A 25,150-nucleotide genomic window follows, 5' to 3' on the forward strand; every position below is an offset into this window, starting at 1 on the left:
TGACTCTGGCATGAGTGAGGTCGGCGGTGACGGCGCTCAGAGCACACGTCCTCATGCAGTCGTATTCATCACGGAAGCGCGGCAACAAGAGCGCTCACTCGCCAAACCACGGCGCCCAGCCACCCTGCCACCGGCTGCGCTCAGAGTTGACCGAAGGGGCTGAGGGGCGGCACGCGACAACGACCCGTCCGGAGAGGCCAGACAACAAACAAGTCCCAGGTCGCTGACCTGGGCCCTTCTCCAAGAGCGCCCACGATCCCCACTCACCCAAGGAGAGAAAGTCGCAGGTTGAACAGCGGGTCGGCCTCGCGGAGCTTCCACAGTTCCCTGTACGGCATGCCGACCGCTTATGCCGTCCTCGTACAACGTGCACCGCGGCGAGCCGCTTCCGGCGCGGTCGCCCATGCGCCGGCCCGCGAATCCGGCAGGCTCGTGGACCCACCCGTTGGTGCCGGACACACCGGCGGCGATGCAGCAGCGGCTCCCTATCCTTTCGCCTAGCACGGACGAAGGAGCACTGTGGTGGGAACAATCGAAACACAGGTGGCTGTCGTCGGGGCCGGGCCCGCCGGCCTGACACTGGCAACGCTGCTGCACCAGCGGGGCGTCGCCTGCGTGGTGATCGACAAGTTCCGGCGCGACCAGCTGGTGGCCAGGTCCCGTGCCGGTTTCCTGGAACGCCGCACCGCGCGGCTCCTGGACCACCTCGGGCGTTCCAAGCGGCTACACGCTGAGGGCCTGCCACACACGGCGTGCGAGTTCCGGTGTGACGGCGAGGTCGTGCGGCTGGACTACGCGGACCTGTGCGGAGGCACCCCGAGCTTCGTCTACCCGCAGCACGAGCTGGTGGCCGATCTGCTGGACGGGTACGTCTCGGACGGCGGAGCGGTACTGCTGGGCCGCCCCGTCGTCGGCCTCGGCACCGAGCGGGGGCTGCCGGTGGTGCGGTGCGCGGACGGCACGGTGGTGCGGTCCGAGATGGTGGTGGAGGCAGCCGGCCAGTACGGTCCCGTGCGCGCCGCCCTGCCCGCCGACGCCTTCACCCAGTACGACATCCGGCACGGTGTGCGGCTCCTCGGCGTCCTGGCGCAGACTGCGCCCTTCGCGCCCCATACCGTCTACGGTCAGCACCGCGACGGGTTCGCGGGGCAGATGCTGCGGTCCGCGGAGGTGACGCGCCTGTACCTGGAGGTGCCCCCGGGCGAGAGCCTGGAGGACTGGCCCGAAGCACGCATCTGGCGCGAGCTGGATGCCCGGTTGGCGCTACCGCCGGGAGCGCTGCGGCGGGGGCCGGTGCTCGAGCGGTCCCTCGTGGAGATGCGGACCTGGGTGGTGGAACCCATGCACCTCGGGCGGGTGGCGCTGGTGGGTGACGCGGCGCACATCGTGCCGCCCTCCGGTGGCAAGGGGATGAACCTGGCCATGGCCGACGCGGCCGATCTCGCGGCCGCCCTGGGCCGGCACTTCTGCGAAGACTCCGCGGGGGACCTCGGTGAGGTGCTGGCGGCCTACTCACGGCGGCGCCTCGCCGACGTGTGGCAGGTGCAGGAGTTCAGCCACTTCATGCTCCACCTCCAGCACGGACCGCTTCCCGGTACCCCGGACGCGGGGTACCTCGAAAAGCTGCGGCGGGCCCGGCTGTTCCGGCTGCGTGACGACCCGGCCTACGCGCGCGCCTTCCTGGAACGCTACATGGGGCCCGAACTCCCGCCGGGCCTGTGACCCGCAGAGTCGCCCGCTCTCGCGCTGCCGGTGGCCCTCATCGTGTCCGTCCGCGTGACTACCCGCCTCGTCTGGCTCCGACGACCCAGGTACCCAACAAAGCCCCCTGCCGCCGCCAGCTCTCTCGGGCGCCGACCGAGGTCCCGGGCAGCCATGACCAGGACGAAGAACGGGATCTCGTCATCTGGGCCGAGTAAAAACCACCAGGGCCCGTCCCGTTCATCGAAATCCTCCGCGTCGAGCCGTAGCAGGTCGTCGTAGCGGAACAGCTCGCGGTCGAGTTCGGTGGCGCGCTGCGGCAGGGTCATGCCCGTTTTCACCCGGTAGGCAGCCAGGCGACTGGTCAGAGCGCGCAGGCTGAGTCCCAGATTCTTGGCCACCTCCATGAGTTGGAAGAAGCTCGAAGGGAAGATGTCCGTCAGGTCACGGGTTGTTTATGCTGGAGCTGATGGACATGCCTTGACCTGCGCGGATGCAACGTTGGGATCTCATCGGTCGCGGTCAGGGTCCCCGTGCCCCGGAACGGTCGGTTCACGTAGTGCCATGGCGTGTACGGGAGTGTCAGCGAGAAATCAGCGCCCGCCCGTGGCAGCGGGCAGCACATCCTGGTCGTCGACGATGAATCGAGAATCGCCGAACTGCTCTCGACACCCTCGAGCTGGCCGGTTACCGGGTCGGCACCGCGGCCACCGGCGGAGAGGCGCTCGATCGGGTCGGGCGGGAGCGGCCCGACTTGGTGATCCTCGATGTGATGCTGCCCGATCTGGACGGCTTCACGGTGTGCCGGTGCCTGGTCGCCGCCGACGAGAACCATCCGCCGGTGCTCTTCCTCACCGCCCGCGACTCGCTGGACTCGCCAGTCACCGCTTGTCGCCGTAGTGACTCTTGCGGGATCGAGCTTGATGACATCGTCTCCACTCGGACCAGCTCAAGCGGTGAGCCGGGATGGATACGGGCTGGACGACGAGCGCGATGAACAGGTGCTGGATCTCGTTGCGGGTCAGCGGAATGAGGTCGTCGGAGGCCGGTCGGATGTGTTCGGCGGCGCGGACGACGGCGAGGAAGCGTGGGCGAGCATGGCGAGGGTGACCCAGCGGGACCAGGATGGTCAGAAGCCGGAGGCGGAGCCGACGAAGTGCCACAAGGCGGCTGTGTACCACAACAGTGCGATGGCAGTGACCAGGGCGCCGCCGGCGGCCGGAAGCGCCCAACCAGGCAGTCGGCGGCTGTGTACCACCAGCACCTTGGCGACGAACGCGCCGTACAGGACGCACCCCGTGATGGAGTGCACCGCCACTCGGCTGCTCGTGAACTCAACTCCGTAGGCGGTGATGCAGTGGTAGGCGATGGGCAGCGAAAGCAGAAAGGCGAGGAGGCCGATGAGCCGGTGGGTGGGATGCACCCGGTGCGGCGCGGCCCCCGCTCCCGGTAGGCGCCGGTACATCCACAGCCCGAGCAGCAGTTGGACGACCGCGAGTCCCATCAGAGCGCTACCCAGGCGCGCCTTGAGATCCTTGACACCGACGCCGTGCTGCCCGAACAGGCCGCTGGTGGAGTCGGGTGTGTGCGTGCGGCCGAACGCATAGATCCCCACCGCGACGGCGACCGGCAGCAATGCAGCCAAGAAGCCCGCCACCGTTCGTGCGGGACGCCGCATCCGCGCGCCCGCGTGCCCGGTCATAGGTCCCCGATCAATCGGGTTGGACCTTGCTGCTGGATGCGTTTGGGACGTACCACTGTGGCGCCGGACGCGCTGGTTTCCTCGCCGCTGGTGTCACCGGCCGTCGTGTCACCCGCGGAGCAGTGCAGCGGGTGCCCGGTGTAGGTCACTTGAGTGATGCCGTTGGAGCGTTTCCAGGTGCTGATCAGGTTGCTCCTGGCATACGGGGCCGCCTTGGGCGCGCCGGAGGGGAGCGGCGGCGACCAGGCAAACGCGCATGCTCCGCCGCCCGTCGGCGTAGTCGACTTGGCGGCCTCGGGGAGGTGGAGTGTCCGCCCCTTGGCGTCATCCAGGATGGGGCCGAGCTTGCTGAAGTGCACCGTGGCCGTGCCAGTGGCGGCGGCCGCGCTGCCGGGTGCGGCCGAGCCGATGTATACGGGGATGCCCGCTGACAGCGTTCCAGCTGTGGGCCTGGCGCAGGCGGACGAGATCGTCCGGCTGGGACAGCCGCTGGCAGCAGCAAGCGCCATGGCGGAAACCGCCGGCGCTATCGCCGCGGCCATTCCTTTCATGAGCGCTCCAAGGTGTCGGACGAAACATCCAGGCAGCCGCGGGAAACGCGCCCCCAGCGGCCCTCTTCTCCCAGTTGGCCCCGGTTGATCGGGTCCTGTCCACTCCAACTGGTCCGCCTGGGCAGTCGCTGCTCCATTGATGAGGTCCCCGTTTACCTGACTTTGGCTCGTCAGGGTGACGTCGAGTCGTAGAGCTCGCCCACGCCTTCCTCGCCGCCGTCCGAGCCGACGAATACGTCCGGCGCCCGGCACCGGCCGACCTGGTCCCGCTTTCCTGCAACGAGATCCAGCGCCTGTTCAGCACGCTTATCGTCCGGCCGTTCCTCAATGGCGGCCGGGGTGCGTGCGGGCTGGTGGTGCGGGCGGCTGGAGCGGTCCTGCATTCCGGCGGCTCCGTGCCCGCGGTAGCGGTGTGCCCAGCGTGCGGCGGTGGTGTGGCTGACCTGGAAGCGTACCGCGGCTCGCCGCACAGGCCAGCCGTCGTCGACGACACACTGGGCCAGACGCAGCCTGCCCGTCGGAGTCAGCGGGGCATTACGGTGGGACGACGAGGGCCTCCTGGGCCTCGGTGCAGACTTCGCAATCCACACCGAAACCAGAGGCCCTCACCCCGTTCAAGGACCGCTCAAGGCGTGTCGCCTGTCACCAACGTCCAGGGACAGCACACCTAGTAGGGCTTGGTCATGTTGGTGCGAGGTCTGGCATGTCGCGGTGACAGGTGGGGCAGGCGCCGGTCAAGATCACGAGGAGTATCTGCAGCTCGCGAACGACTCGGTAGAGGCTCAGGCCGACGCCGTCTCTTTTGGGGATCGGCGCAGTCGCTGAAGGGTGCCGAAGGCGTGGGCGTCCGAGACGAGGGTGACGTGGTGGTGCCAGCCTGGCCAGGTTCGGCCTTCGAAGTGGGCCAGGCCCAGGGCCTCTTTCATCTCGCGGTAGTCGGTCTCGATGCGCCAGCGGAGCTTTGCGGTGCGCACGAGGACGGGTAACGGGGTGGTCTCGGGCAGGTTGGAGAGCCGGAACTGCACGGGCTCGTCCTGGTCGGCGGGCCATTCGGCCAGCAGCCAGCGGACCGGCAGCCCGGTGGCGGCCGTGGCCTTGCGGATCTCACGTCCGGCGGGCCGGATCCGCAGGGCCACGAAGCGCGAGTACATGCGCTTGTGCCCGCTGCGGCCACTGCCCGGCCGCGATCCCTCCCTCCATTGCACCGGCCGCGCGGAAGTTTTGCCGGCCACGATGACCAGGCTCTTCACCCTCTGTGCCGGCTCGGGGCAGGCAGGAACCGGCCGTCGGCCCCGGCCGGGGTAGGCCGGGATGCACGGCTGTGCGTCCTCTCGTTGACCAAGCCCTACTAGCCCCGCGAAGATCATGCCTGGGGTGACCGTGGGGCTCCCACCGGATCGGTCACTTGACGATGTCCAGGATGGCCATCATGCCCTCGTCTTCGTGGTTGAGGATGTGGCAGTGCAGAACGGTCTTCCCCGTGTAGTTGGTGAAGCGGATCCGGATGACGAGCTTGCCCTTGGCCGGAACGTTGGCGATGTCCTGGAGGCTGTGGCCATGGTGGGGCACGCCGTTGATGCTCATCAACTGGAAGTGGTTGGTGTGGGTGTGGAAGGAGTGCTCCTCGTTGCTGGTGTTGACGACGGTCCACTCCTCGGTGGTGTTCAGCTTCGATCTGAGGTCCACCCGGTGCGGGTCGAACTGCTTGCCGTTGATGTAGAACTTGGTCCCCGCCTTGTTCTCGGAGAACACCACGGTGCGCCGGCGTGCGAGCGGGAGGTGGCTCAGGTCCTCCGGCGGAGCGAAGGTGGTGGGCATGGCCACCCGCGCCACCGGTTTCCCCGAGGAGACCAGGGTGGCCAGCTTCGCCCGGGGGAACTGATTGCCGGCCGGGCCGGTGCTGTACGGAAGCGTTTCCAGCACGGTGCGCCCGGGCCGGCCACCGGTGACCAGTACGTCGAAGCGGGTGGCGGCCGCCAGAAGGAGGGTGTCCCTGGTGAAGGTGCGGTCGACGGGGAATCCGTCCCGTCCGATCACCCTGAACCGATACCCCCGCAGGCGCAGCTTGTAGTAGATGTTCGCGCTGATATTGGCCAGCCGCCACAGCTGGACCTCGCCGGGCCGGATGTGGATGGTGGGGTTGAGCTGGCCGTTGACGGTCCGGTGGGTGGGGGCGCCGATCTTCAGTCCCTCGGTTTTGACCGCGTCACCCTGCACCTGGAAGTCCTTGAGCGCGATGGTGTGCTCGGTGATGTGGCGCAGGGCCGACGGCAAGTACTGTTGCAGCCCGTCGACCACGATGATGCCCGCCAGTCCCCCGGCGACCTGGGGAGCCGAGATGGGATGGGCGTGCGAGTGGTACCAGTAGGTGCCGGGCTTGAGGGCCTGGGGGAACCGGTATCGGTAGTGGTACGTCTTGCCCGCGCCGATATGGATCAGGACGTTGTCGGCGGGGGCCTTGGGTGACACATGCAGCCCGTGCACATGGAGGTTGGTGTGGGGGCGCACCCGGTTGACAAAGTCCAGCTCCACCTTGTCACCTGGGCGGATCCGCAGCGTAGGGGGCATATAGCGGTCGTTGTAGGTGAGGGCCCACCGCTTGCGGCCGGCCACGTCGACCTTGCGCCGCTGTACGACGAGCCGTGCCCGCAGCAGCCCGTTGTGGCTCACCAGCTCCGGCGGATCCTTCAGCCGGGCGCCCGGTGCCACCTCTCGCCGTACCGCCGGTTTCGGGGACGGTGCGGAACAGCTGGACAGCGCCGTGGCCAGGGCGAGAAGCGTCACGGCGGCACGGCAGGTCGGTCGGGATCCCATCGCTGTCTCCGGAGGTGAGCGGGGGAGGATGTGTGTCGCGGCGCCGCCGGAGCCGGAACTCGAAGCCCAGAACACCTCGGTCGGCACCGAGCCGTTGACCGTGGTGCGCCGTGCCCATCCCACCCCGCCGCCTCGGCCACCGCACCCCGACACGCTGACCGGGTCCGCTGAATGCCTCCGGAGGCCGAGGCCCTGCGGGAGGCCGCCACGCGCCCGGCAGCCGCGGCGTCAGAGAGCTGACGCCGCCCTCAACGCGCTAACACGACCGTGTCCTACATGATCAGTTTGAGGAGGTGTTTGTAGCAGCAGAGGGCGGCAGCGAGGCCGAGGAAGGCCAGGTAGTTGCGGGGATGGCGCTCGTAGCGAGGTGACAGGCGGTGGTAGCCGGGTCAGTCAAAGCCCCCCGTGGACTCGCTGGAGTCGGTTGTGCTTTGCCATTCGTTTACTCATGGTGGGAGAGACTCTTCCCGAGATCTCTCCGAACGACGAAGGCAAGCAGACCCACGATGGGCGACCCTCCCAGTACCAGCCGTGCCATGTTGACCGCCGTATCTGGTGCGCTTCTGGTGCGACGGACGCTACGCGGTTGCTCAGGCGGCGTGGCTCACTCTGCAGTGCCAAGCAGGCCGATCGCATGCAGGCTTGCGCCGTAGCGACTGATCAGCCGAGCCATGTGACGCGGGTGATCACAACCAGTTCGAGTCGCTCCACGGCCATGAACATGAAGAAGCCCCGTCCTCCGAAAATGTCCTGTGTCCGCAGACCTCCGCCGTGCGGGTTTCCGCGACCGACGTCGACCGCGTCGCGGCCCAGGACCGTCAGCTGCTCAGCCAAGCGTTCTACTTCGGCCACGACTTCGTGCGGCAGGCCGCCTACGCATGCTCGGCATCGCGGTCGTAGTCCCAGGTCCAGTTATCGCTCACGTGGAGATCTCGCGCTGTGCCAGGTCTGTCATCTGTCGCATCTCGGCGAGTGCGGAACGCAGGGCCTCGCGGTCAGTTGCTTCTTCCGCTACGGCTTCCAGTTCACGCAGGCGGGCCGTGCGCGCGGGGTAGCGCTCGATGGCAACGAATTCTCCCCACCACAGCAGGAAGGTACGCAGCGGAGCAATAGTGCTCTGAGCGGCGGCTTGTTCAACCGCGCGGTCGAGGTGCTCGACGAAGGAAGGCAACTGGGCGGGGGCGATCTGGGCAACCGCTGCGCGGAGCGCTGCCGGAGTAAGCGCCGGCATGGGGATCAGGGGCCCGTCGGGGGCAGAGGGCTGCTCGGTCATCGGAACGTCTCCTGGGCGGCGGTCTGCGTGATCATCGTGCCGTTGTTGCGGACGCTGGGCTGAGCCTACGCCCGCGCCTGGTCCGCCACACAACAGCCGACGCGTCTCGATCGCTCTGGCCCAAGTGTGATCGCGTTGTGCTGGATCTTGGTGCGCCGTCGCGAGTTGCCGGAGACGCCAGCGGCCCCGGGCAACGAAAAGGCCCCGGGACGGTGGCCTGGGGCTTTGTGGTGGAGCGGGTGACGGGAATCGAACCCGCGCTCTGAGCTTGGGAAGCTCATGTTCTACCATTAAACTACACCCGCGAGGGCGCCCGATTTCCGGCGCCGCATCGTCGGTTACTTTACCCCATGGCTGACCCCCGGCGCATTCGTCGTGGGGTCTTCGTGCTGTTCGGGCTGGATCGAGGTCAAGGTGGGGTCGGGCGGGGGTGAGCCCAGGGCGGGTGCAGGGTGAGGTGGTGGGGATTCCGGTGGGTTTCGGGGTGGTTTTGGGGTGGATTTTCGGGGTGTGGGCGGGGGTGGAAGCGGCTGTTGGGGTGCGGGAGTTGGGCGTACGGTGGGGGTGCGGAGTGCCGCGTGGAGCGGTGCGTGGTTGATCCCCTAATGTGGCTTTTGTCGTCCACGCCGTCCACGTTCTTGGGGAAGGGACTCAATGGAGCGCACCGTCGTCCGTTGTGCTGAAGGACACGTATTCAGCACCGCCTCGTTCCCGATGCAGCACCTCACCGTCGACCGCATTGGTCCCGGCCGGTTGCTGCGGTGTCCGCGTTGCGCCCGGCTCCGGCACGCTGTGCCGGTGGGTGCCGAGAAGCGGTAAGCGGTAGCCGATGAAGCCGCAGGGTGCGGGCCCGGTCCGGTGGGACCGGGCCTGTGCCGTGGGGGTGGGTCCGATGTGCGTATCCTCGTCGGGTGCTTCTCTCAGACAAGGACATCCGGGCCGAGATCGACGCCGGACGGGTGCGGATTGATCCGTACGACCCGGCGATGGTGCAGCCGTCGAGTATCGATGTACGGCTGGACCGGTTCTTCCGGGTGTTCGAGAACCACCGCTATCCCCATATCGACCCGGCGGTGGAGCAGCCCGATCTGACGCGGCTCGTGGAGCCCGAGGGCGAGGACGCGTTCATCCTGCATCCCGGGGAGTTCGTGCTCGCCTCGACGTACGAGGTCGTATCGCTGCCCGATGACCTCGCCTCGCGGCTCGAGGGGAAGTCGAGTCTGGGGCGGCTGGGGCTGCTGACGCACTCCACGGCGGGCTTCATCGACCCGGGGTTCTCCGGGCATGTCACGCTCGAGCTGTCGAATGTCGCGACGCTGCCGATCAAGCTGTGGCCGGGGATGAAGATCGGGCAGCTGTGCATGTTCCGGCTGACCTCGCCCGCCGAGCATCCTTACGGCTCCGCTCATTACGGCTCCCGCTATCAGGGGCAGCGCGGGCCGACGCCCTCGCGGTCGTTCCAGCGGTTCCACCGGACGAAGGTATGAGCGGTATGGGTGAGCAGCGCGAGAACCTTACGTACGAGCGGTTCGGGGTCGCGGTCCGCGAACTGGCGGAGAAGATCGCCGAGGATGGGTACGAGCCCGACATCGTGCTCTCCATAGCCCGTGGCGGGGTCTTCGTGGCCGGTGGGCTGGCGTACGCGCTCGACTGCAAGAACATCCACCTGGTGAACGTGGAGTTCTACACGGGCGTGGGGACCACCCTCGACATGCCCGTGATGCTCGCGCCCATGCCCAACGCGATCGACTTCTCCGACAAGAAGGTGCTGATCGCCGATGACGTGGCGGACACCGGCAAGACGCTGAAGCTGGTCCGTGACTTCTGCCTCGGCTCGGTCGCCGAGGTGCGCAGCGCGGTGATCTACGAGAAGCCCCAGTCGCTGGTGAAGTGCGAGTACATCTGGAAGCGCACCGATCAGTGGATCAACTTCCCGTGGTCTGTCTTGCCTCCATGTCGTAAGTCTGGCACACCGATTACTCCGTCGCGCGAGGCTCTGTAAAAGTGCGTCTGACCTGCCGGTTCCTCCTGCTCGGAGCGTAGGGGGAACCGGTCTTGTCGTCTGTTCGGGTGATCTTCGAGCGGCGGGGCGACGCCTGGCACACGCCCGGGGACGCTCCTGCTATCTGCTCGTCAGTGCGGCCCATTACGGTTGGCTGAGGTAGTCATCGTGGAGGGCTGGAGCAGTGCAGCACTGGTGGATCAAGTACAACGTTCATGACCCCTTTCAGTGGGTTGCCTGCGACCCAGATAAGGGCGAATACCCGGACCCGATCCAGCGGCGTCAGGAGCTGTTCGAATTTGATTCGAACGTTGAGCCGGTTACTCCTCTGCTCGGTGGCGAACCGATGGGGTACGGGCCGACGCGCCAGGAAATACTCGAAAAGCTCCGTCGTCATGTCGGGCACGATGCCGTGGTCATTCTGTCCTGTCGGCACGTGGACGACCCGGACGCTCCCGCGGCTCCTGAGATCACGGATTTCACATCCGGAAGGGGCTAGTACTCCAGCAGGATTTCGCTGTCTGACCTGCGAGGTTCGCTGGGCGGCTGGAGTGTAGCGGGCCGTGGCCTGGTCAGGGACGGTCTTATGGAGGCCGCCCCTCGATCGTGCGACAACGTCGCAGGTAATGACAGCGGCGAGGGAAGTCATCCCGTGTGATCACCGAGCATGCTGCCGGGCAGTGGGACCGTGAGCTGGACGACCTCTTCGTCGCTATCGGACATCGCTTCGGGCGAGTGGAACTTCGCCGCAGGATGCGTGATTACGTGCGCGGGCTGCTCGCACCGGTGGCCCGGAAGAACAGCTGGCAGCTGGCCGAGCAGGCGGGCCACGCCACCCCTAACGGTCTGCAGCACCTGCTTGCCGGCGCGAAGTGGGAACCCGACGACATTCGCGACGACCTGCAGGAATACCTCGCCACCCACCTCGGCGAGAACGGCGGGGTCCTGATCATCGACGACACCGGATTCCTCAAGAAGGGAACCACCTCCGCCGGGGTCCAGCGCCAGTACTCCGGCACCGCTGGGGCCCGTATTTCAATAAGTGCTCGGTAGAGGGGTGTTGGTGGGAGCCTGAGATATGACCTCGTGTCTGTCAGGCCGCGTTGCCGCTCGTGCTCTGCGGGCCAAGTTCGATCAGATCCTGCCGCACCTTGATGAGCGTCGCCGTCGGTTGTACCTGGCCAGTGAGGCGACGGCCCTCGGCCGCGGCGGGATCGTCCGGGTCGCCGCCGCCTCCGGCACCAGCACTGCCACCATCGCGCGAGGCATGGCCGAGTTGGCCTCTTGCCCCTCACCGACCCTGCGGGTCCGGGCTCCAGGTGCGGGCCGCAAGCGGCTGACAGACACCGACCCTGGTCTGCTGCCCGCGCTGGAGTCGCTGATCGAGCCGCATACCCGAGGCGACCCCGTCTCCCCGCTGCGGTGGACCACGTTGTCGTTACGGGCCCTGGCCTCGACCCTCACCACACAGGGCCACCCGGTCAGCGCTTCAACCGTCGGACACCTGCTGCATACCCTGGGCTACAGCCTGCAGGGAACCGCGAAGACGACAGAGGGCATCAGCCATCCGGACCGCGATGCCCAGTTCACCCACCTGAATGCCACCGCTGCCGAGTTCCTCAACGATGCCCAGCCGGTGATCAGCGTCGACACCAAGGCCAAGGAATGGCTCGGCAACCGGGACCGTCCCGGTCGCACCTGGCGCCCGGGCAAGAGCGCGATCAAGGTGGACTGCCACACGTTCACCACCAACGACCAGCCCATGGCGATCCCCTACGGGATCTACGACATTGCCAACAACAGCGGATGGGTCAACGTCGGCACCGACCACGACACCGCCCAGTTCGCGGTGGAGTCCATCCGACGCTGGTGGCAACACCGCGGACGGGCGGACCACCCGAATGCCACCCGGCTCCTGATCACCGCAGACTCCGGTGGCTCCAACGACCCCCGCCGCTGGACCTGGAAAAGCAACCTTGCCACCTTCGCACGAGAGAGCGGCCTGGAGATCACGGTCTGTCACCTACCGCCGGGGACTCAATGCCGTTGCTTAAGTCAGTGAACTATCGTCGGCTGTAAGGTGATGACCTTGGGGGCAACGCGCCGTGTCGGCTGCCGGTCCCGGGTGTTGATCCGGTAGGACAGCTTGGAGGAGTACTTCGAGTCCGGCCGTTTGAGGTGCCGGTCCGCCTCGCGCAGGCGCCTGGCGCCGTTGTCGAGTTTCCGGTGCACCTTCGCCGCCAGCATGGCCAGGAACTTCTTGATCCTCTTGGGTGTGTCCGCACACTGACGGACCACACTGCGCCGCGTGTGCTTGAGGACTTTGACGAACGAGACCCGGTCCGGATCGATGCCGTTGTCCTCGGCCAGGGACATGATGATCCGCGTGAGGCAGTGGTGTACGACCAGGTGCGCCCAGACCTCCTGCCGCACCAGATCCGGGTCTCCCGAGCGCAGAACCTCGGCCGGCCCGCGCTGGAAGGTCTTGATCTGCCGGAACGCCGACTCCGCCTCCCACCTCGCATGGTAGAGCCGAGCCAACTCCGCCGCCGGAAAGTCAACCGGGTCGAGCAGGTCGGTAAGTAACCTGACCACCTCGCCGCCGTCGACGCGGTACTCGATCACCCGGACCAGCACCCCAGCGTGGTGTGCGCCCTTCTGCCCGGCCAGGTTCATCCTGGCCAAGTAGGTACCGTCGGGAAGATGCTCGACCGGCCGATGTGCCACCGGCGAACGGGCCCGGATCAGCAAGTGCGCCCCGGCTCCGAGGTACGCCTTCCACAAAGCGACCCCGGGAAAGTTCCGGTCCATGATGACCAGCATTCCGCTCGCCGAGCCAGCCAGAGCCATTGCCAGTTCCCGCTCACCTCCGCTGAATCCGCCCACCGCCGCGTCGACCTGCGCATGTGTGCCGCACTCGGTCAGTGTCACCACCCGGACCTGCGGGAAACCCGCGGGCTGCCCGTTCTTGGCCGGGCCGCCGAACGCAGCCCGGTTGGCCGTCGTATCCGGTGCGTCCAGCACGAACCCGTCTACCGCGGCCAGCCGCATCCCGCGATAGAAGGAGCCCTCCAGATCGATGGGGGCCAACGGGCTGGCCAGCTCGCGGAAAACGGTCTCCAGGACAAGCGGTCCCAGACGCTTGCGCGCCCGCGTGAACGAGGACTTGTTCGGGATTCTCCCGCTCAACTCCCTAATAGCCCCCACCAGTTGCTCCGCCACATCGTCATGGGAATCCTGCTGGAACAACGCCAGGGCAAGCGTGAAGTAGACCATGAACCCGGCCGGCAGTGCACCGGGCTTCTTGTCCCGGACTCCGCACTTCTCCAGCACCCCGGCGACCAGTTCCGGGGTCACCCATCGGGTCACCACACCCAGTCGCACATGATCGGACAACCCCACCCAAGGATGCATGCCGAGCCCAACGACCCCGCTCCTCCAACGTCACTGGGAACTGCTTGACGAGTTCAAGCAACGGCATTGGCCGGGGACTTCGAAGTGGAACAAGATAGAGCACAGGATGTTCTGTCACATCACCGCGAACTGGCGGGGGCGGCCGCTGACCAGCTACCAGGTCGTCCTCGAGACCATCGCCGCCACAACCACCAGGACCGGCCTGACCATCGGGGCCGAACTGGACACAGGCAGCTACGACCTCGGCATCAGCGTCACACCCGCCGAGTTCCACGCCCTTCCGATCACACCCAACACCTTCCACGGTGACTGGAACTACACACTGTCTCCCGTTCCACCGCGAGCGCCAGACGCGCCGGCAACGACACACCGGACCGACCCGGCCCTGACCGCGATGCTCACCGACCCGGCCCTGACCGGCATGTCACGAACCGCCTTCGAGCATCTGGTGGCGGTCTCGGAGCCTTTTCTGGGACGCCTTGGCCGAGGCAGCATTCCAGCGACGCTTCCACCGCCCACGCAGCTACCGCCACCCCCAGACCAGCAGCGTGGACCACACCCACCGGCTCCTGGCAGCCATCCTCCGCCGCCGCAGAGCGGTGACCATGACGTTCCTGGCCCAACTACTGGGCGTCAACCGCACCAACCTGTCCATCCAGTACCAGGACGCAAAACGGCTCCTGGACCTGCACCGGATCCTCATCACGCCGATACCCGGGACACCCGCCCGCACATTGGAACAGCTACACGCCCGAATAACCCCCGAGGAACCCGTCGTTGACAGTTATTGAAATACGGGCCCAGAGCGCACAACTCGATGAGCTGATACCAGTCCTTCCCCGATCGTGCCAGGCGGGACATCTCGACGCCCAGCACCAGGCCGACATGGTCCAGCCCGATCTCGGTGACCAGACGCTGGAACCCCGAGCGTCCGACCGCACTCGCCCCGGAACGGCCCAGGTCCTCATCGATCACCACCACCCGCGAGGCGGGCCAGCCCAGCGAGACGGCCCGATCCACCAGCGCGTACTGCAACCGAGTCGACTCCTGGTGATCCGAGACCTGCTGCATGCTCGACTGCCGCACGTACACGACCGCGAGCCTGGTCAGCTGCCAGTCAGTCACCTTGCTCCCCGACCGCTCCCACGGCATCAGCGCCGTCATGACCGGCCCGCCTCACCGCTCATCGACGGCGCGGCTGCCGCCTCCGGCAGAGCCCGGCCCGCCAACACCGCCAGCCACCGCACCGCCAGCAGCCGGTTCACCTCCGGCAGCCCCGCCCACACCTCCTCGCCCAGGCCCTGACGGGCCAGGCTCTGGGGCAGCCGCCCCCTGCGTCGTCCACGACGACTCGCTCTCCTCTTCACCCTGCCGAGCCCGCAGCCGCTCGATCACCACGACGAGCCTGAGCAGTCCCTCACGCCCGATTACCGGCACATCACCTACTTGATACCCATTCATAGGTGCAGTGTGCTTGGCAGATTGAGGAGGCATTCCAAGCCGCGAAGAACGAGTGCGGCCTGGATCAATACGAGGTCCGCCGGTATCCGGGCTGGTACCGCCACATCACCCTGGCCATGCTCGCCCACGCTTTCCTCGCCGCGATGACCGCCGCCGCGGGGACCGAAAGGGGGGCGGCAGAAACGGTTCCGACGCCCTCGCACCGCTCACCGTGGCGGAAATCCGGCGACTCCTGGCAACTGGCCGCCCCACGCCCACGCACCTGCGGCACACCGGCCACGCACTGAACTGGTCCCGCTGGCGCCGCCGTCACCAGGCCACCGCCCGCCGCTGCCACTACCACCGCCGCACCCGAGGTCACGAACTCCCGCCACCTGACGGGGTATCAGCCGAGTACACTCCAAAACAGGGCTCTGACCAGCAGCGATAGCGAACTGCGACTGGAGTATTAGTCCTTGCAGCGCGGGGTGCCCGGCAATGACTTTGAGTGTCGGGACAGTACGGTTGCGCGGCGAAGTGGCGTTCCACTCGTTAAACGCCTGTGCGCGTCGGTATGGCGGAGGGGGGCGTGCTGTGCTGCTGGTGCCGGGTTGTGCGGGTACTGTACGTCGCCGCCCCGTCCCAGCGTTTCCTCACGCAGGAACGCCGGGGCGAATTCCGGGCCCGGCGATTGCAGCCGCCCTGGAGGCAAGCCCCCCTCATACGGGTCATACTGTGACTGGTCATACGGGTCATACTGGCTGGGCTCGGGCACGCCACTCTCCTGGTCTCTGGTAACAGCGGATCCCTGTTCCGGCTGTACTACGTACATACCCACGGCCCGGTTCACTCGTCACGGCCGTGACGACCCCCTTAGAAAGCCGCCCGCTTCCGCGTGGCCGCCGTAGCACAGCCAGGTGCGGACCCCGCGGGAGCGGTGGGCGGAGCGGCCGTCCACGACGAGGCGCACCTTGTGGTCGAAGTGGCCTGCGAGCCCGTCCAGGAAGCGGCGCATGACGCGGGGGCCATGAAGCTTCCCCGTGCCACGTCGTACCACGTGGCTGGACGCCGTGGCAGGATCTGCGGGTTCCGGTGAACCCAATGCCTCGCGCGCGCGTTGTGATGCCCGGACAAGATCCCGCCCCCCGCTCATCACTTCGTTGACAACCGTCTGAGACAACCCTCACCGCGCATCAGGAAGGAACACGATGACGGCCGACAATCCTGACGTCGAGCAAGAGGCCCGAAAGCCCGCGGAGCCCTCCTCCAAGACACCTCCTCCACGGCCCGCCGCCCCGCGATTCATCCTTTATATGGAGGGGCCCGCGTACGCACAGACCCTACGGGGATTGACCTTGTGGACCCACCACGTGCTGCTGCCGGTCTACGGCAGGGAGGTCACGTCCACGGCCCCCTGGTGCTCCCGCTGGTGGGAGCACCAGGAAGCGGTCGCCCAGCTTCACGGCCTGTGGCTCGCCTGGAGCGAGCTGACCGGTCCCGGTTCCGGGGTGTGCGGGCCCGCCAACTGGCACCGCGACTACCTGTTCCCCGTGATGAGCTCATTGCGGGACCCGGACGGCCCCTTCGCCGGCTGCAAGGTGGGCGCCCACCGTGCAAAAAAGGCTCCTCCCATCGACGACGTCGACCCGTTCGGCCCGCCGCCCGAACCTCCGTCCCCGACCCTACAAGGAACACACCAAGATCAGCAGGTCGGGTGACCAGCGAGCTTAAAAATCAAGCTCAGCCAGGGGACCGGCTCGGTCGGCCCCCGTCGTACCGCCGGCCCCCTTGCGGCCACCAGTCCTTGCGACTTTCTGTGTGGCCCGAACCCGCGGCCGAGGTGGATCCGGATCCGCTCAACGTCGAAGGCAGCGTCGGGGCTGCACGACGGTGCAACCCCGACGCTGAATTGGACCGCACCAGGATCAGTTTTAGGAAGCCGCCGAGCAGCGCGATGAGGCGGTGAGGCGGTGAGGCCGACTGCATCATGCGGTCACCTGTCGCTCTCCCGTCTCGGCAAAGGCGACGCAGACCTGGCGGAGTTCACCGATGCCGCCGATACTCGTCTCGACGACGTCGCCCTCCAGGAGGAAGCGGGCGGGCTTCCGCGCTCCGCCGATCCCGGCCGGGGTGCCGGTGAAGACGATGTCACCCGGCATGAGGGGCAGGACCGCCGAGAGATGCTCCACCAGCTGGGGCACCGAGAAGATCAGCTGCTTGGTGGAGCTCCGCTGCATCGTCTCGCCGTTGATACGGCACTCGATCGGGAGGTCGTCGGGGTCGGCGACCTCATCGAGCGTGACCAGCCAGGGTCCTTGTGGCGCGAACCCGGGGAACGACTTGCCCAGCGAGAACTGAGGTGCGGGGCCGGCGAGTTGCAGGGCACGCTCCGAATAGTCCTGCCCTACGGTCAGACCGGCTACATAGGACCATGCTTCGGCGGCGGTCACCCGCTCGGCCCGGCGGCTCACCACGACCACCAGTTCGGCTTCCCAGTCGACCGTCGCCGTCGGCAGCGGCAGTGCGCCGACCGGTCCGGTGAAGCTGCTGGCGAACTTCGTGAACGTCGGCGGTGACGTCGGGTAGTCGAATCCCGACTCATCAGCATGGTCGCGGTAGTTGAGCCCGATGGCGAAGACCTGCCGTGGGTCTGGCGAGGGCGCGCCGAGTTCCGCGAGGATCAACGGGATGCCCTTCATGGCGAAATCGATTGATGCGTGCTCTGCCCAGTCGACGAACTCGTCCCACGCGTCGTAGACGCTCCTTGGCCCGGGGCCGAAGCGCCCCTGGCTTGCTTCCGCGACGTCGACGAGGGACGTAGCGTCAGGCGAGATCAAAACCGAACGGCCATGACGTGTAGCGATGCGCATGCGTACGTGTCTTTCTGGCTGACAATGGTGGATGGGGGCACGCCCGTGAGAGCGTCGTGGTCGGCTGCACAGGCCGGCAGTGGACAACACGAGCCGACGGCGGTACCGATCACGCCGCCAGCGTGGCCGCCCACTGTGTGAAGATCTCGACGTACCGAGGCGGGTCGAACTGGTGCATCATGTGCAACGCGTCCGGCACCGACGCATAGTCGACCTTCACCCCGGCGGACTCCATCAACAGCCTGGCCCGGGCGGCCTGCTCGTCGGAGAGCGCTCCGACCAGGTGGCCGGTGTCCGGGTCGATGTCGCGCATGTGGTGTGTGAGAAGTACCGGCGTTTTGACTTGGGTCAGCAACTGCTCGTGCGGACAGTGCAATGCGACGGTCCCCTCCCAGAAGGCCCGTGCCCATTCCGGGTCGTACTCCCGCATGTGCTGCGGGATCTCGTCCGCCACGAAGTACCGCGCCATCGGCGACGACGAGGCGTCGGCCGCGCGGCAGTAGCCCGTCCAGTCGCCGACGCTCCACTGGTCGCCGAGGTAGGTGCGGAAGAGCTCGAACATGGGCCCCGCCGCCTGACGGATCGAGTGACCGCACGTGGTGACGAGCTCGGACGCGAAGAACGGGGCGTCCTCGCACAGCGCCCCCCGCACCTGCCCGGGCATGGAGTAGGCCGACAGCCAGGCCGCGAGGACGCCACCAGAGGAGTTGCCCGCGACGATGACGGGGCGTTTCACCACCAGGGCGATGAACCGGACCAGGTCGTTGCCGAAGTTGTCGAGGCTGTACCGCTTCGGGGCCCAGCTGCTGCGCCCCTGGCCCCGCAGGTCGACGGCGTAGACATGGAAGTTCTCGGCAAGCAGGCCCATCGCTTCCTCGTACCCCCACCATGAGCCAGTCTGCTCGGGGATCAGCAGCACGGCGGGCATGTCCGGCTCGCCGGCCTCGGCGTAGTTCATGGTGATCTCGCCGAGATCGGCCTGCTTCTCGGGATAGGCGTGCGGGACGTAGACGTCGCGCTGTGCGGGATCAGCCACCGTTATCGTCTCCTTCTCTTTGGTCTGCGATGCCCGAGTCGTTGGACAACGGGTAGTGGTCACGAGGAGTGGGCTCCGGTCATCAGTGCGGCGAGGTCGTCGGGGGCGAGAAACGATGGCGGCGGGGGCGGTCCCCACTGATACAGGGAGCGCGTGCCCTCCCACACACCCGGCGTCCACAGGGCGTCGTCGACGATGCAGTCGATGTCGGAGTAGTACTCGGAGAAGTTCCCGGCCGGGTCCTTGAGGTACCAGAAGAAGTTGGAGCCGATAGCGTGCCTGCCCAGTCCCCACACGTGCCGTTCCGGGTCGGCCTCGAGCATGGCTGTGGCGCCGCGCCCCACCTCGTCGACGTCGTCGACCTGCCAGGAGGTGTGGTGCAGGAAGCCGACCGGAGCGCTCTGGACCAGCACGTTGTGGTGGTCAGTGGAGCACCGGAGGAACGCGGCGATCCCGGGCACGATGTCGCTGATCTTGAGTCCAATGCCCTCGGTGAAGAAGCGCTGCGAGGTCTCCTGGTCCGTGGAGCCCAGCACGACGTGGCCCAGCTTCCGGGGGCGCACCGGCCTGTCCCTCAGGACGGCATCCGCCCGCGAACCCAGCCGCGTCATCTCCCCCGGGCGGTTGTACACCGGAGAGGGGCTCGGCTCGGAGGCGATGCGCGAGGCGATCTCGACGTGAACCCGCACGCCGGTGCCGGGATCGTTGGCCTCCACCGAAGCCGCGGACCGCTCGACCTCGACCCCCAGCCTGCGCAGGCTGCCGGCGACACGGTCGAGGTCGTCCGGGTCGTCGACACCGATGCCGAGGTCAAGCAGTTGCCGGCGCGCCGCCTGCCTGAGCGTGAGCTGCTCGCCGCCGTCGACGGTGCTGAAGAGGGACATGTCCTTGCCGCTGCCGGGGAGCGGTGTCAGGCCGAAGTCGGTGTAGTACGCGGCTGTGGCCGTAACGTCGGGTACGCCGAGCGTGATTGCGGTCAGTCGGTGCATGGGCACAGGTGTACTCCTTCCTGCGTTTTCTCGCTGCTAGCTGTGGGTGACCCGTCGCTGCACCGCGAAGTGCCACAGAGGCGGCTCAGGTCAGCATCTTCGAGGTGGCGGCCGCGCCAGGCGATGTGCTGGTCGGGCCGCACGAGGAGGTAGTCCTGAGTCCAGTGCGTCCCCGTGGGGAACTCAAGCAGGGACAACGGGATGCCCAGAACAGCGGCTCGATCGGCGAAGGCGGCGACCACCTCCGCATCGGAGTCCGGCGGTTGCAGCAGAGTCATTCCGAGGCCGAGATCGTCGTACAGGGCATGCCCCAGGGAGACCCACGCATGCGGAAGGCGTGCCCCCGGCACCGTCGTAGGGACATAGCTCTCCACGCCGAGCTGGGGAGAGTCGTCCTCGCCGGCACCGGTGATCACCGGCGAGCCCGCGTAGGAGTAGCCCAGCACCAGCCCCAGCGAATAGAACTCCTCCGCCTTGGTTTCCTGGATCCTTTCGGCGGTGATTGCCCGTTCCGGTCCAGAAGCCCGCAGATTGCGGACGGCTGAGGCGAGGGTGAGCTCGGCGACGCCCCGACGCTCGACCTCGTAGGACGCCAGCAACCCGGCACCGGCCCACCCCTGAAGCACCGCGGCGATCTTCCACCCGATGTTGACAGCATCCCCGACACAGGTGTTGAACCCGTGCCCGCCCATGGGCGGATTGACGTGAGCGCTCTCACCGACCAAGAAGACTCGCTCAGTGGCGAACCGGTCGGCCAGCAGCATCCGCGGTGTCCACGGGTCGGTCGAAAGCACTTCGATCCCGAGTTCCGCGACGGATCGGCCTGCAAGCCGCGCGATCAGCTCCAAGGCTCTTTCGGTTCCGACCGACTCACCGACCTCCCCGAGGCTGACCCACCACGTTCCGTCGTGGTCCAGCGGGCCGACGACACCGGGCACGTCCGTCCCGACCACCCAGTAGTGGAGGGCCGCACCCGCCGCGGGACGCAGACCGGGTGCCCGGATGACCGCGTTGAGGTTGGCGCGTGGGGCGGAGCTGCCGTGCAGCGTGGCACCGATGCCGTCCCGCACCGTGCTTCGGCTGCCGTCGCAGCCGAGCAGGTACTCCGAGACCAGCCGGTAGGTCGATCCGTCGGCGCGGATGATCTCGCAGCTCACGCCGCCCGGCTGCTCCGTGAAGCCGCGCAGGCGCTCGCCGAGACGGAGCTCGGCGAGGCCGGTGCGTGCCAGGTGCTCGCGCAGGACGTCCTCGACGACCGGCTGCACCACCTGCTGCCCCGACTCGGCAGCCAGTCCGTGCTCCGCGGCGCTGAGGCCGAAGACGTCCTGGAACTCGGTGATCGCCTCGCAGGAGAGATCGTCGCAGAACACGACACGTCGGCACCACTCACGTGAAAGCGGTGCCGCGCGGCGTACCGCATCCGCGACCCCCCAGCGGCGGAACAGCTCCATCGTCCTCGCGCTCGTGGTCTTCGCGCGGGGCCTGATGTAGGAGATCTCGCGGCGCGGCTCGACCACGATGGATCGGATGCCGTGATGGGCAAGCTCGCTGGCGGCGGCCAGCCCAGCCGGGCCTGCGCCAGCGATCAACACCGGCCTCTGCACGTCGTGCGGGTGAGTCATGGCACTACTATTCGAGCTGTGACCAGCGAGACGCCCCGGCGATTTCGATGAGTGGAACGCCAGTGCCTAATCGTCACTCAGGACGGCCGTTGCACGGTGAGCCGATCCTGGAGCGGGCGTTCCGGATCCTGGGTGCCTTCACAGAAACCGGGGAAAGCCTGCCGCTCCACAGGCTCGCGGCTCGAGCGGGTCTCCCCAAGAGCACCACGTCGCGGATCGCGAACCAGCTGATGGGTGTGGGTGCCCTCGAACGCCTCGATGACGGCGAATTCATCGTTGGCCTGCAGCTGCTCGAAATCGCGTCGTTGGCTCCCCGCGGTCACGGACTGCGCGCCGCTGCGCTCCCGTTCATGGAGGACTTGCACCAGGTCACCCGCCAGCACATCCTCCTCGCCGTACGCGACGGCCACGAGGCCGTACTCGTCGAACGCCTATCGGCCCGGGACGCGGCAGCGGTCAAGTACCGGGTCGGCGGCCGCCTCCCCCTCACCGAGACCGGCATCGGTATCGCCCTGCTGACCCACGCCCCCGATCAGGTGCGGGACGAGGCACTGTCCGGTGTGCCCGACGCGAGTCACCTCCGTCGACTGATGGCCACCGTTCGTATGGAAGGCGTCTGTGCCATGACGGGGCCCAATCCGCTACGTACCGGGCCCACTACGATGTCGACGGTCGCCGCCCCGATCTTGAACCATCGCGGTGACTTGTTGGGCGCGCTGTCAATAGTCGCGCCTGATGAGGGCGGAACCCAGGCCGCCGTTCGAATTGCGCTGCGAACGGCGAGCCTGGCGGTCTCTCGGACGATCGGGCTCTGATCTGGCCGCAGGCCATAGCGTAGACCCTGCCCGCTGGCGGGAGATGTTCGACCAGGTCATGGCCCGGATCGCGGGGCGGTTTGGGCGGGTGGAACCCCGGACAACCGCCCGCGCCTACCTGCTTGGACTGCTCTCGGGTGCCGAACGCAAGAACTGCTGGCGGCTGGCCGAACAGACCGGTCGCGCCCGGCCCGGACCGATGCAGCGCCTGCTGCGCTACGCCCGCTGGGACGCCAGGTGCGACCGGGACGGTCCCGGTTGCCGAGCCATTCCTTGGCCTTGGTGTCGACGCTGATCACCGGCTGGGCATCGTTGAGGAACTCGGCAGCGGTGGCATTCAGGTGGGTGAACTGGGCATCGCGGTCCGGATGGCTGATGCCCTCTGTCGTCTTCGCGGTTCCCTGCAGGCTGTAGCCCAGGGTATGCAGCAGGTGTCCGACGGTTGAAGCGCTGACCGGGTGGCCCTGTGTGGTGAGGGTCGAGGCCAGGGCCCGTAACGACAACGTGGTCCACCGCAGCGGGGAGACGGGGTCGCCTCGGGTATGCGGCTCGATCAGCGACTCCAGCGCGGGCAGCAGACCAGGGTCGGTGTCTGTCAGCCGCTTGCGGCCCGCACCTGGAGCCCGGACCCGCAGGGTCGGTGAGGGGCAACCGGCCAACTCGGCCATGCCTCGCGCGATGGTGGCAGTGCTGGTGCCGGAGGCGGCGGCGACCCGGACGATCCCGCCGCGGCCGAGGGCCGTCGCCTCACTGGCCAGGTACAACCGACGGCGACGCTCATCAAGGTGCGGCAGGATCTGATCGAACTTGGCCCGCAGAGCACGAGCGGCAACGCGGCCTGACAGACACGAGGTCATATCTCAGGCTCCCACCAACACCCCTCTACCGAACACTTATTGAAATACGGGCCCCTGGCCGCACAGAGAACTGCCAGATCGGCGTCTTCGCCGCCTACGCCACCACATCCGGACGCGCCCTGGCCGACCGGGAGCTGTATCTGCCCAAGACCTGGGCCGAGGACCGGACGCGCTGCCGCGCGGCCAGAGTCCCCGACGACCGGGTCTTCGCCACCAAGGGCGAACTGGCCCGGCGCATGGTGCTGCGGGCCCTCGCCTCCCCACTGCCCATCGCCTGGGTCACAGCGGATTCCGCCTACGGACACGAGAGCCGTTTCCGTCGGCTGCTGGAACAATCGGGCGTCGGCTATGTGCTGGCCGTGCCCAAGTCCCAGTTCACCGTGGGCTGTCCTCGCATCGAGGACCTGTTCGCGCAGGCTCCCGCCGAGGCGTGGGAGAAGATGTCCTGCGGCGACGGGGCGAAGGGACCGCGTGTCTACCACTGGGCGGCGGTGCGGCTGCCGGCCGTCGCCGAGTTCGACTACCAGGGCGAAGTCCCCCACCGGATGCGGTGGGCGCTGGCCCGCCGCAGCATCAGCAAGCCCGACGAGATCGCCTACTACCTTGCTTACGCCCCCTTGGCGACCACTGTGACGGAGCTGGTGCGGGTCGCCGGGATGCGCTGGGCGATCGAGGAGTGCTTCCAGGCTGCGAAGAACGAGTGCGGCCTGGACCAGTACGAAGTCCGCCGCTACGTGGGCTGGTACCGGCACATCACCCTCGCCATGCTCGCGCACGCCTTCCTGGCCGTCACAGCCCACCAGGCCCGGGAAAAGGGGGCGGAACCGGTGAGACGGCTGGGACAGTCGAGCTCACAGTGGCGGAGGTTCGGCGACTCCTGGCAGCTTGTCGTCCCCGACCCCCGCACCTGCGCGGACACCGAGGCCGACACCACGCGGTGAACTGGTCGAACTGGCGCCGACGACACCAAGCAGTGGCCCGCCGCTGTCATTACCTGCGACGTTGTCGCACGATCGAGGGGCGGCCTCCATAAGACCGCCCCTGACCAGGCCACGGCCCGCTACACTCCAGCCGCCCAGCGAACCTCGCAGGTCAGACAGCGAAATCCTGCTGGAGTACTAGGGCCTGTCCGGAGTCGTGATCAATGTTGGCTCTGCGGCGTAAGAAGTTGATCTGGCTCTACGCGGTCATGGAGATCGTGAAAGGCTCGTCGGATGGACTATGCGTCGGATGCGCCTCCCATCGACCGGGAGCTTCTGGACTTCGCTGTGCGCCTGGCCGGTCGTGCTGGGCAGATGTCTACGGAAGGGTTCTTTGGCGGTGGCTGGCACAGCCGTCGTAAGGAGGACGGCACTGAGGTCATCGAGATTGACGTGAACGTTGAGGAGTTCCTCCGGGCCGAGCTGAGTCGACGGACGCCGGATGACGGAATCTTCGGTGAGGAGGGAGGCGTGACCAGCGGGTCATCGGGACGGCGATGGATTATCGACCCCATCAACGGCACCACCTACTTCACCCACCGGGTGCCCCTGTTCACGAACGATCTCGCCTACGAGGACGAGTACGGTCCGGCCATCGGCGTGATCAACATGCCGCTGAGGCAGCAGATGGTGGTGGCGGGTCGCGGTCTGGGCTGCTGGGTGCTGCCGGGTCCGGACCCGGATCTTCGGTCGGGCCGCCGTGCTCACGTCTCGGAGCGGACCGCCCTGGGCGGGGCGAGGACGCTTATGCACAACCCGGCGGGCTGGCCGGAGGAACTCCTTTCCGCTCTCCACCGTCGGGTCTTCCTCATGCCTTCGACGGGCATGATCGCGGCCCTGGTGACGGGATGGGCCGATGCCGGGGTGATTGCCGGTCCGCCGATGGGTTACGAGGACGTGGCTCCGATGCCGGTCATCGTCGCGGAGGCAGGCGGTCGGGTGACCGACCTGGGCGGGGCGTCCGTGCTGCAGGGTGACATGTCGGTGCTGGTCACGAACGGGCAGTTGCATGAGCAGTTTCTGCAGCTGGTGAAGGATCTGCCGCGCAGTCGCGACTGGCAGGCCCTCGCTGATGAGGATTAGG

At 67.4% G+C, this 25,150-nt stretch carries 21 protein-coding genes, 1 tRNA gene and 12 pseudogenes; 14 read left to right on the forward strand and 20 right to left on the reverse strand.

Annotated features, from left to right (window positions below):
* Positions 1-522: 522 nt before the first annotated feature.
* A complete protein-coding gene (locus tag STRVI_RS00915) occupies positions 523-1,722 on the forward strand; it encodes an FAD-dependent monooxygenase (RefSeq protein WP_014053739.1) in 1,200 nt (399 codons plus the stop codon).
* Here the strand turns inward: STRVI_RS00915 and STRVI_RS00920 are convergent.
* Positions 1,689-2,102, reverse strand: a complete 414-nt coding sequence (locus STRVI_RS00920; RefSeq protein ID WP_167543190.1) for a hypothetical protein — start codon at positions 2,100-2,102, stop codon at positions 1,689-1,691. The two genes, STRVI_RS00915 and STRVI_RS00920, sit on opposite strands and share 34 nt — an antisense overlap.
* A 278-nt stretch (positions 2,103-2,380) precedes the next feature.
* Here STRVI_RS00920 and STRVI_RS47255 point away from each other — a divergent pair, with 278 nt between their 5' ends.
* A complete protein-coding gene (locus STRVI_RS47255) occupies positions 2,381-2,698 on the forward strand; it encodes a response regulator (protein ID WP_251982845.1) in 318 nt (105 codons plus the stop codon).
* On the opposite strand, the pseudogene STRVI_RS53945 reads toward STRVI_RS47255, so the two are convergent.
* The 10 genes and pseudogenes from STRVI_RS53945 to STRVI_RS00965 form a co-directional block, all read right to left on the reverse strand.
* Positions 2,583-2,827, reverse strand: a pseudogene (locus STRVI_RS53945) (IS701 family transposase); the annotation flags it as partial. The gene STRVI_RS47255 and the pseudogene STRVI_RS53945 overlap by 116 nt on opposite strands.
* A 3-nt stretch (positions 2,828-2,830) precedes the next feature.
* A complete protein-coding gene (locus STRVI_RS00930; protein ID WP_014053741.1) occupies positions 2,831-3,403 on the reverse strand; it encodes a DUF6529 family protein in 573 nt (190 codons plus the stop codon).
* Entirely contained in the window at positions 3,400-3,954 is a 555-nt protein-coding gene (locus STRVI_RS51950; RefSeq protein WP_014053742.1) for a hypothetical protein, read from the reverse strand. Before STRVI_RS51950 ends, STRVI_RS00930 begins: the two co-directional genes overlap by 4 nt.
* Positions 3,955-4,271: 317 nt before the next feature.
* Positions 4,272-4,538: pseudogene (locus STRVI_RS47265) on the reverse strand (leucine zipper domain-containing protein); the annotation flags it as partial.
* Positions 4,539-4,736: 198 nt separating this feature from the next.
* Positions 4,737-5,282: pseudogene (locus STRVI_RS00945) on the reverse strand (IS701 family transposase); the annotation flags it as partial.
* A 73-nt stretch (positions 5,283-5,355) separates the two neighbouring features.
* Complete coding sequence (locus STRVI_RS00950) at positions 5,356-6,738, reverse strand: multicopper oxidase family protein (RefSeq protein WP_251982534.1); 1,383 nt, start codon at positions 6,736-6,738, stop codon at positions 5,356-5,358.
* Positions 6,739-7,040: 302 nt separating this feature from the next.
* A pseudogene (locus tag STRVI_RS53400) lies at positions 7,041-7,154 on the reverse strand (IS5/IS1182 family transposase); the annotation flags it as partial.
* Positions 7,155-7,428: 274 nt separating this feature from the next.
* Complete coding sequence (locus STRVI_RS00955) at positions 7,429-7,602, reverse strand: hypothetical protein (protein WP_353477025.1); 174 nt, start codon at positions 7,600-7,602, stop codon at positions 7,429-7,431.
* 85 nt (positions 7,603-7,687) lie between these two features.
* Positions 7,688-8,041, reverse strand: a complete 354-nt coding sequence (locus tag STRVI_RS00960; protein ID WP_014053744.1) for a hypothetical protein — start codon at positions 8,039-8,041, stop codon at positions 7,688-7,690.
* 231 nt (positions 8,042-8,272) lie between these two features.
* Positions 8,273-8,346: transfer RNA gene (locus STRVI_RS00965), tRNA-Gly, on the reverse strand.
* 606 nt (positions 8,347-8,952) lie between these two features.
* Between STRVI_RS00965 and dcd the strand changes: the two genes are divergently transcribed.
* The 5 genes and pseudogenes from dcd to STRVI_RS00990 all read left to right on the forward strand — a co-directional run.
* Entirely contained in the window at positions 8,953-9,528 is a 576-nt protein-coding gene (gene dcd / locus STRVI_RS00970) for a dCTP deaminase (protein WP_043235196.1), read from the forward strand.
* Positions 9,525-10,043: a phosphoribosyltransferase gene (locus tag STRVI_RS00975; RefSeq protein ID WP_014053747.1), complete on the forward strand. Its 519-nt coding sequence runs from the start codon at positions 9,525-9,527 to the stop codon at positions 10,041-10,043. Before dcd ends, STRVI_RS00975 begins: the two co-directional genes overlap by 4 nt.
* A 184-nt stretch (positions 10,044-10,227) precedes the next feature.
* Positions 10,228-10,542, forward strand: coding sequence for a hypothetical protein (locus STRVI_RS00980; RefSeq protein WP_014053748.1), 315 nt, complete (start codon positions 10,228-10,230; stop codon positions 10,540-10,542).
* Positions 10,543-10,700: 158 nt separating this feature from the next.
* Positions 10,701-11,069 (forward strand): annotated as a pseudogene (locus STRVI_RS00985) (transposase); the annotation flags it as partial.
* Between the two features lie 52 nt (positions 11,070-11,121).
* Positions 11,122-12,081 (forward strand): annotated as a pseudogene (locus STRVI_RS00990) (ISAzo13 family transposase); the annotation flags it as partial.
* 17 nt (positions 12,082-12,098) lie between these two features.
* On the opposite strand, the gene STRVI_RS00995 reads toward STRVI_RS00990, so the two are convergent.
* Positions 12,099-13,445 (reverse strand): IS4 family transposase, encoded by a 1,347-nt coding sequence (locus STRVI_RS00995; RefSeq protein ID WP_050993602.1) that lies wholly within the window; start codon positions 13,443-13,445, stop codon positions 12,099-12,101.
* Between the two features lie 82 nt (positions 13,446-13,527).
* On the opposite strand from STRVI_RS00995, the pseudogene STRVI_RS56300 reads away from it, so the two are divergent.
* A pseudogene (locus STRVI_RS56300) lies at positions 13,528-14,258 on the forward strand (ISAzo13-like element transposase-related protein); the annotation flags it as partial.
* A 66-nt stretch (positions 14,259-14,324) separates the two neighbouring features.
* Here the strand turns inward: STRVI_RS56300 and STRVI_RS56305 are convergent.
* Positions 14,325-14,621 (reverse strand): annotated as a pseudogene (locus STRVI_RS56305) (recombinase family protein); the annotation flags it as partial.
* On the reverse strand, positions 14,618-14,824 hold the full coding sequence (locus STRVI_RS51955; RefSeq protein ID WP_150112876.1) for a hypothetical protein: 207 nt from the start codon (positions 14,822-14,824) through the stop codon (positions 14,618-14,620). The gene STRVI_RS51955 and the pseudogene STRVI_RS56305, both read right to left, overlap by 4 nt.
* A gap of 108 nt (positions 14,825-14,932) precedes the next feature.
* Between STRVI_RS51955 and STRVI_RS53955 the strand changes: the two are divergent.
* Positions 14,933-15,205, forward strand: a pseudogene (locus STRVI_RS53955) (IS701 family transposase); the annotation flags it as partial.
* A gap of 545 nt (positions 15,206-15,750) precedes the next feature.
* Here the strand turns inward: STRVI_RS53955 and STRVI_RS53960 are convergent.
* The gene (locus STRVI_RS53960; RefSeq protein ID WP_251982535.1) at positions 15,751-15,912 is read right to left on the reverse strand and encodes a hypothetical protein; all 162 of its coding nucleotides are present in this window, start codon (positions 15,910-15,912) and stop codon (positions 15,751-15,753) included.
* Between the two features lie 298 nt (positions 15,913-16,210).
* Between STRVI_RS53960 and STRVI_RS01010 the strand changes: the two genes are divergently transcribed.
* Entirely contained in the window at positions 16,211-16,615 is a 405-nt protein-coding gene (locus STRVI_RS01010) for a DUF4913 domain-containing protein (protein WP_050993871.1), read from the forward strand.
* Positions 16,616-16,882: 267 nt separating this feature from the next.
* Here STRVI_RS01010 and STRVI_RS01015 read toward each other — a convergent pair whose 3' ends face one another.
* The 4 genes from STRVI_RS01015 to STRVI_RS01030 all read right to left on the reverse strand — a co-directional run bounded on the left by STRVI_RS01015 (position 16,883) and on the right by STRVI_RS01030 (position 21,414).
* On the reverse strand, positions 16,883-17,596 hold the full coding sequence (locus STRVI_RS01015) for a fumarylacetoacetate hydrolase family protein (protein ID WP_353477026.1): 714 nt from the start codon (positions 17,594-17,596) through the stop codon (positions 16,883-16,885).
* A gap of 280 nt (positions 17,597-17,876) precedes the next feature.
* A complete protein-coding gene (locus tag STRVI_RS01020) occupies positions 17,877-18,803 on the reverse strand; it encodes an alpha/beta hydrolase (protein ID WP_014053757.1) in 927 nt (308 codons plus the stop codon).
* A 59-nt stretch (positions 18,804-18,862) separates the two neighbouring features.
* The gene (locus tag STRVI_RS01025) at positions 18,863-19,798 is read right to left on the reverse strand and encodes a VOC family protein (RefSeq protein WP_014053758.1); all 936 of its coding nucleotides are present in this window, start codon (positions 19,796-19,798) and stop codon (positions 18,863-18,865) included.
* On the reverse strand, positions 19,780-21,414 hold the full coding sequence (locus tag STRVI_RS01030; RefSeq protein ID WP_014053759.1) for an FAD-dependent monooxygenase: 1,635 nt from the start codon (positions 21,412-21,414) through the stop codon (positions 19,780-19,782). The genes STRVI_RS01025 and STRVI_RS01030 overlap by 19 nt, the downstream gene beginning before the upstream one ends.
* Positions 21,415-21,461: 47 nt before the next feature.
* On the opposite strand from STRVI_RS01030, the gene STRVI_RS01035 reads away from it, so the two are divergent.
* Both STRVI_RS01035 and STRVI_RS56310 read left to right on the forward strand, forming a co-directional pair.
* Entirely contained in the window at positions 21,462-22,229 is a 768-nt protein-coding gene (locus tag STRVI_RS01035) for an IclR family transcriptional regulator domain-containing protein (protein ID WP_043235201.1), read from the forward strand.
* Between the two features lie 58 nt (positions 22,230-22,287).
* Positions 22,288-22,479 (forward strand): annotated as a pseudogene (locus STRVI_RS56310) (IS701 family transposase); the annotation flags it as partial.
* On the opposite strand, the pseudogene STRVI_RS47280 reads toward STRVI_RS56310, so the two are convergent.
* Positions 22,442-23,086 (reverse strand): annotated as a pseudogene (locus STRVI_RS47280) (ISAzo13 family transposase); the annotation flags it as partial. The pseudogenes STRVI_RS56310 and STRVI_RS47280 sit on opposite strands and share 38 nt — an antisense overlap.
* Positions 23,087-23,142: 56 nt before the next feature.
* On the opposite strand from STRVI_RS47280, the pseudogene STRVI_RS01040 reads away from it, so the two are divergent.
* Positions 23,143-24,027, forward strand: a pseudogene (locus STRVI_RS01040) (IS701 family transposase); the annotation flags it as partial.
* 273 nt (positions 24,028-24,300) lie between these two features.
* On the forward strand, positions 24,301-25,149 hold the full coding sequence (locus tag STRVI_RS01045; protein WP_014053762.1) for an inositol monophosphatase family protein: 849 nt from the start codon (positions 24,301-24,303) through the stop codon (positions 25,147-25,149).
* The last annotated feature ends 1 nt before the right edge of the window (position 25,150 follow it).

The sequence above is a fragment of the Streptomyces violaceusniger Tu 4113 genome (assembly GCF_000147815.2).
GTDB lineage: Bacteria > Actinomycetota > Actinomycetes > Streptomycetales > Streptomycetaceae > Streptomyces > Streptomyces violaceusniger_A.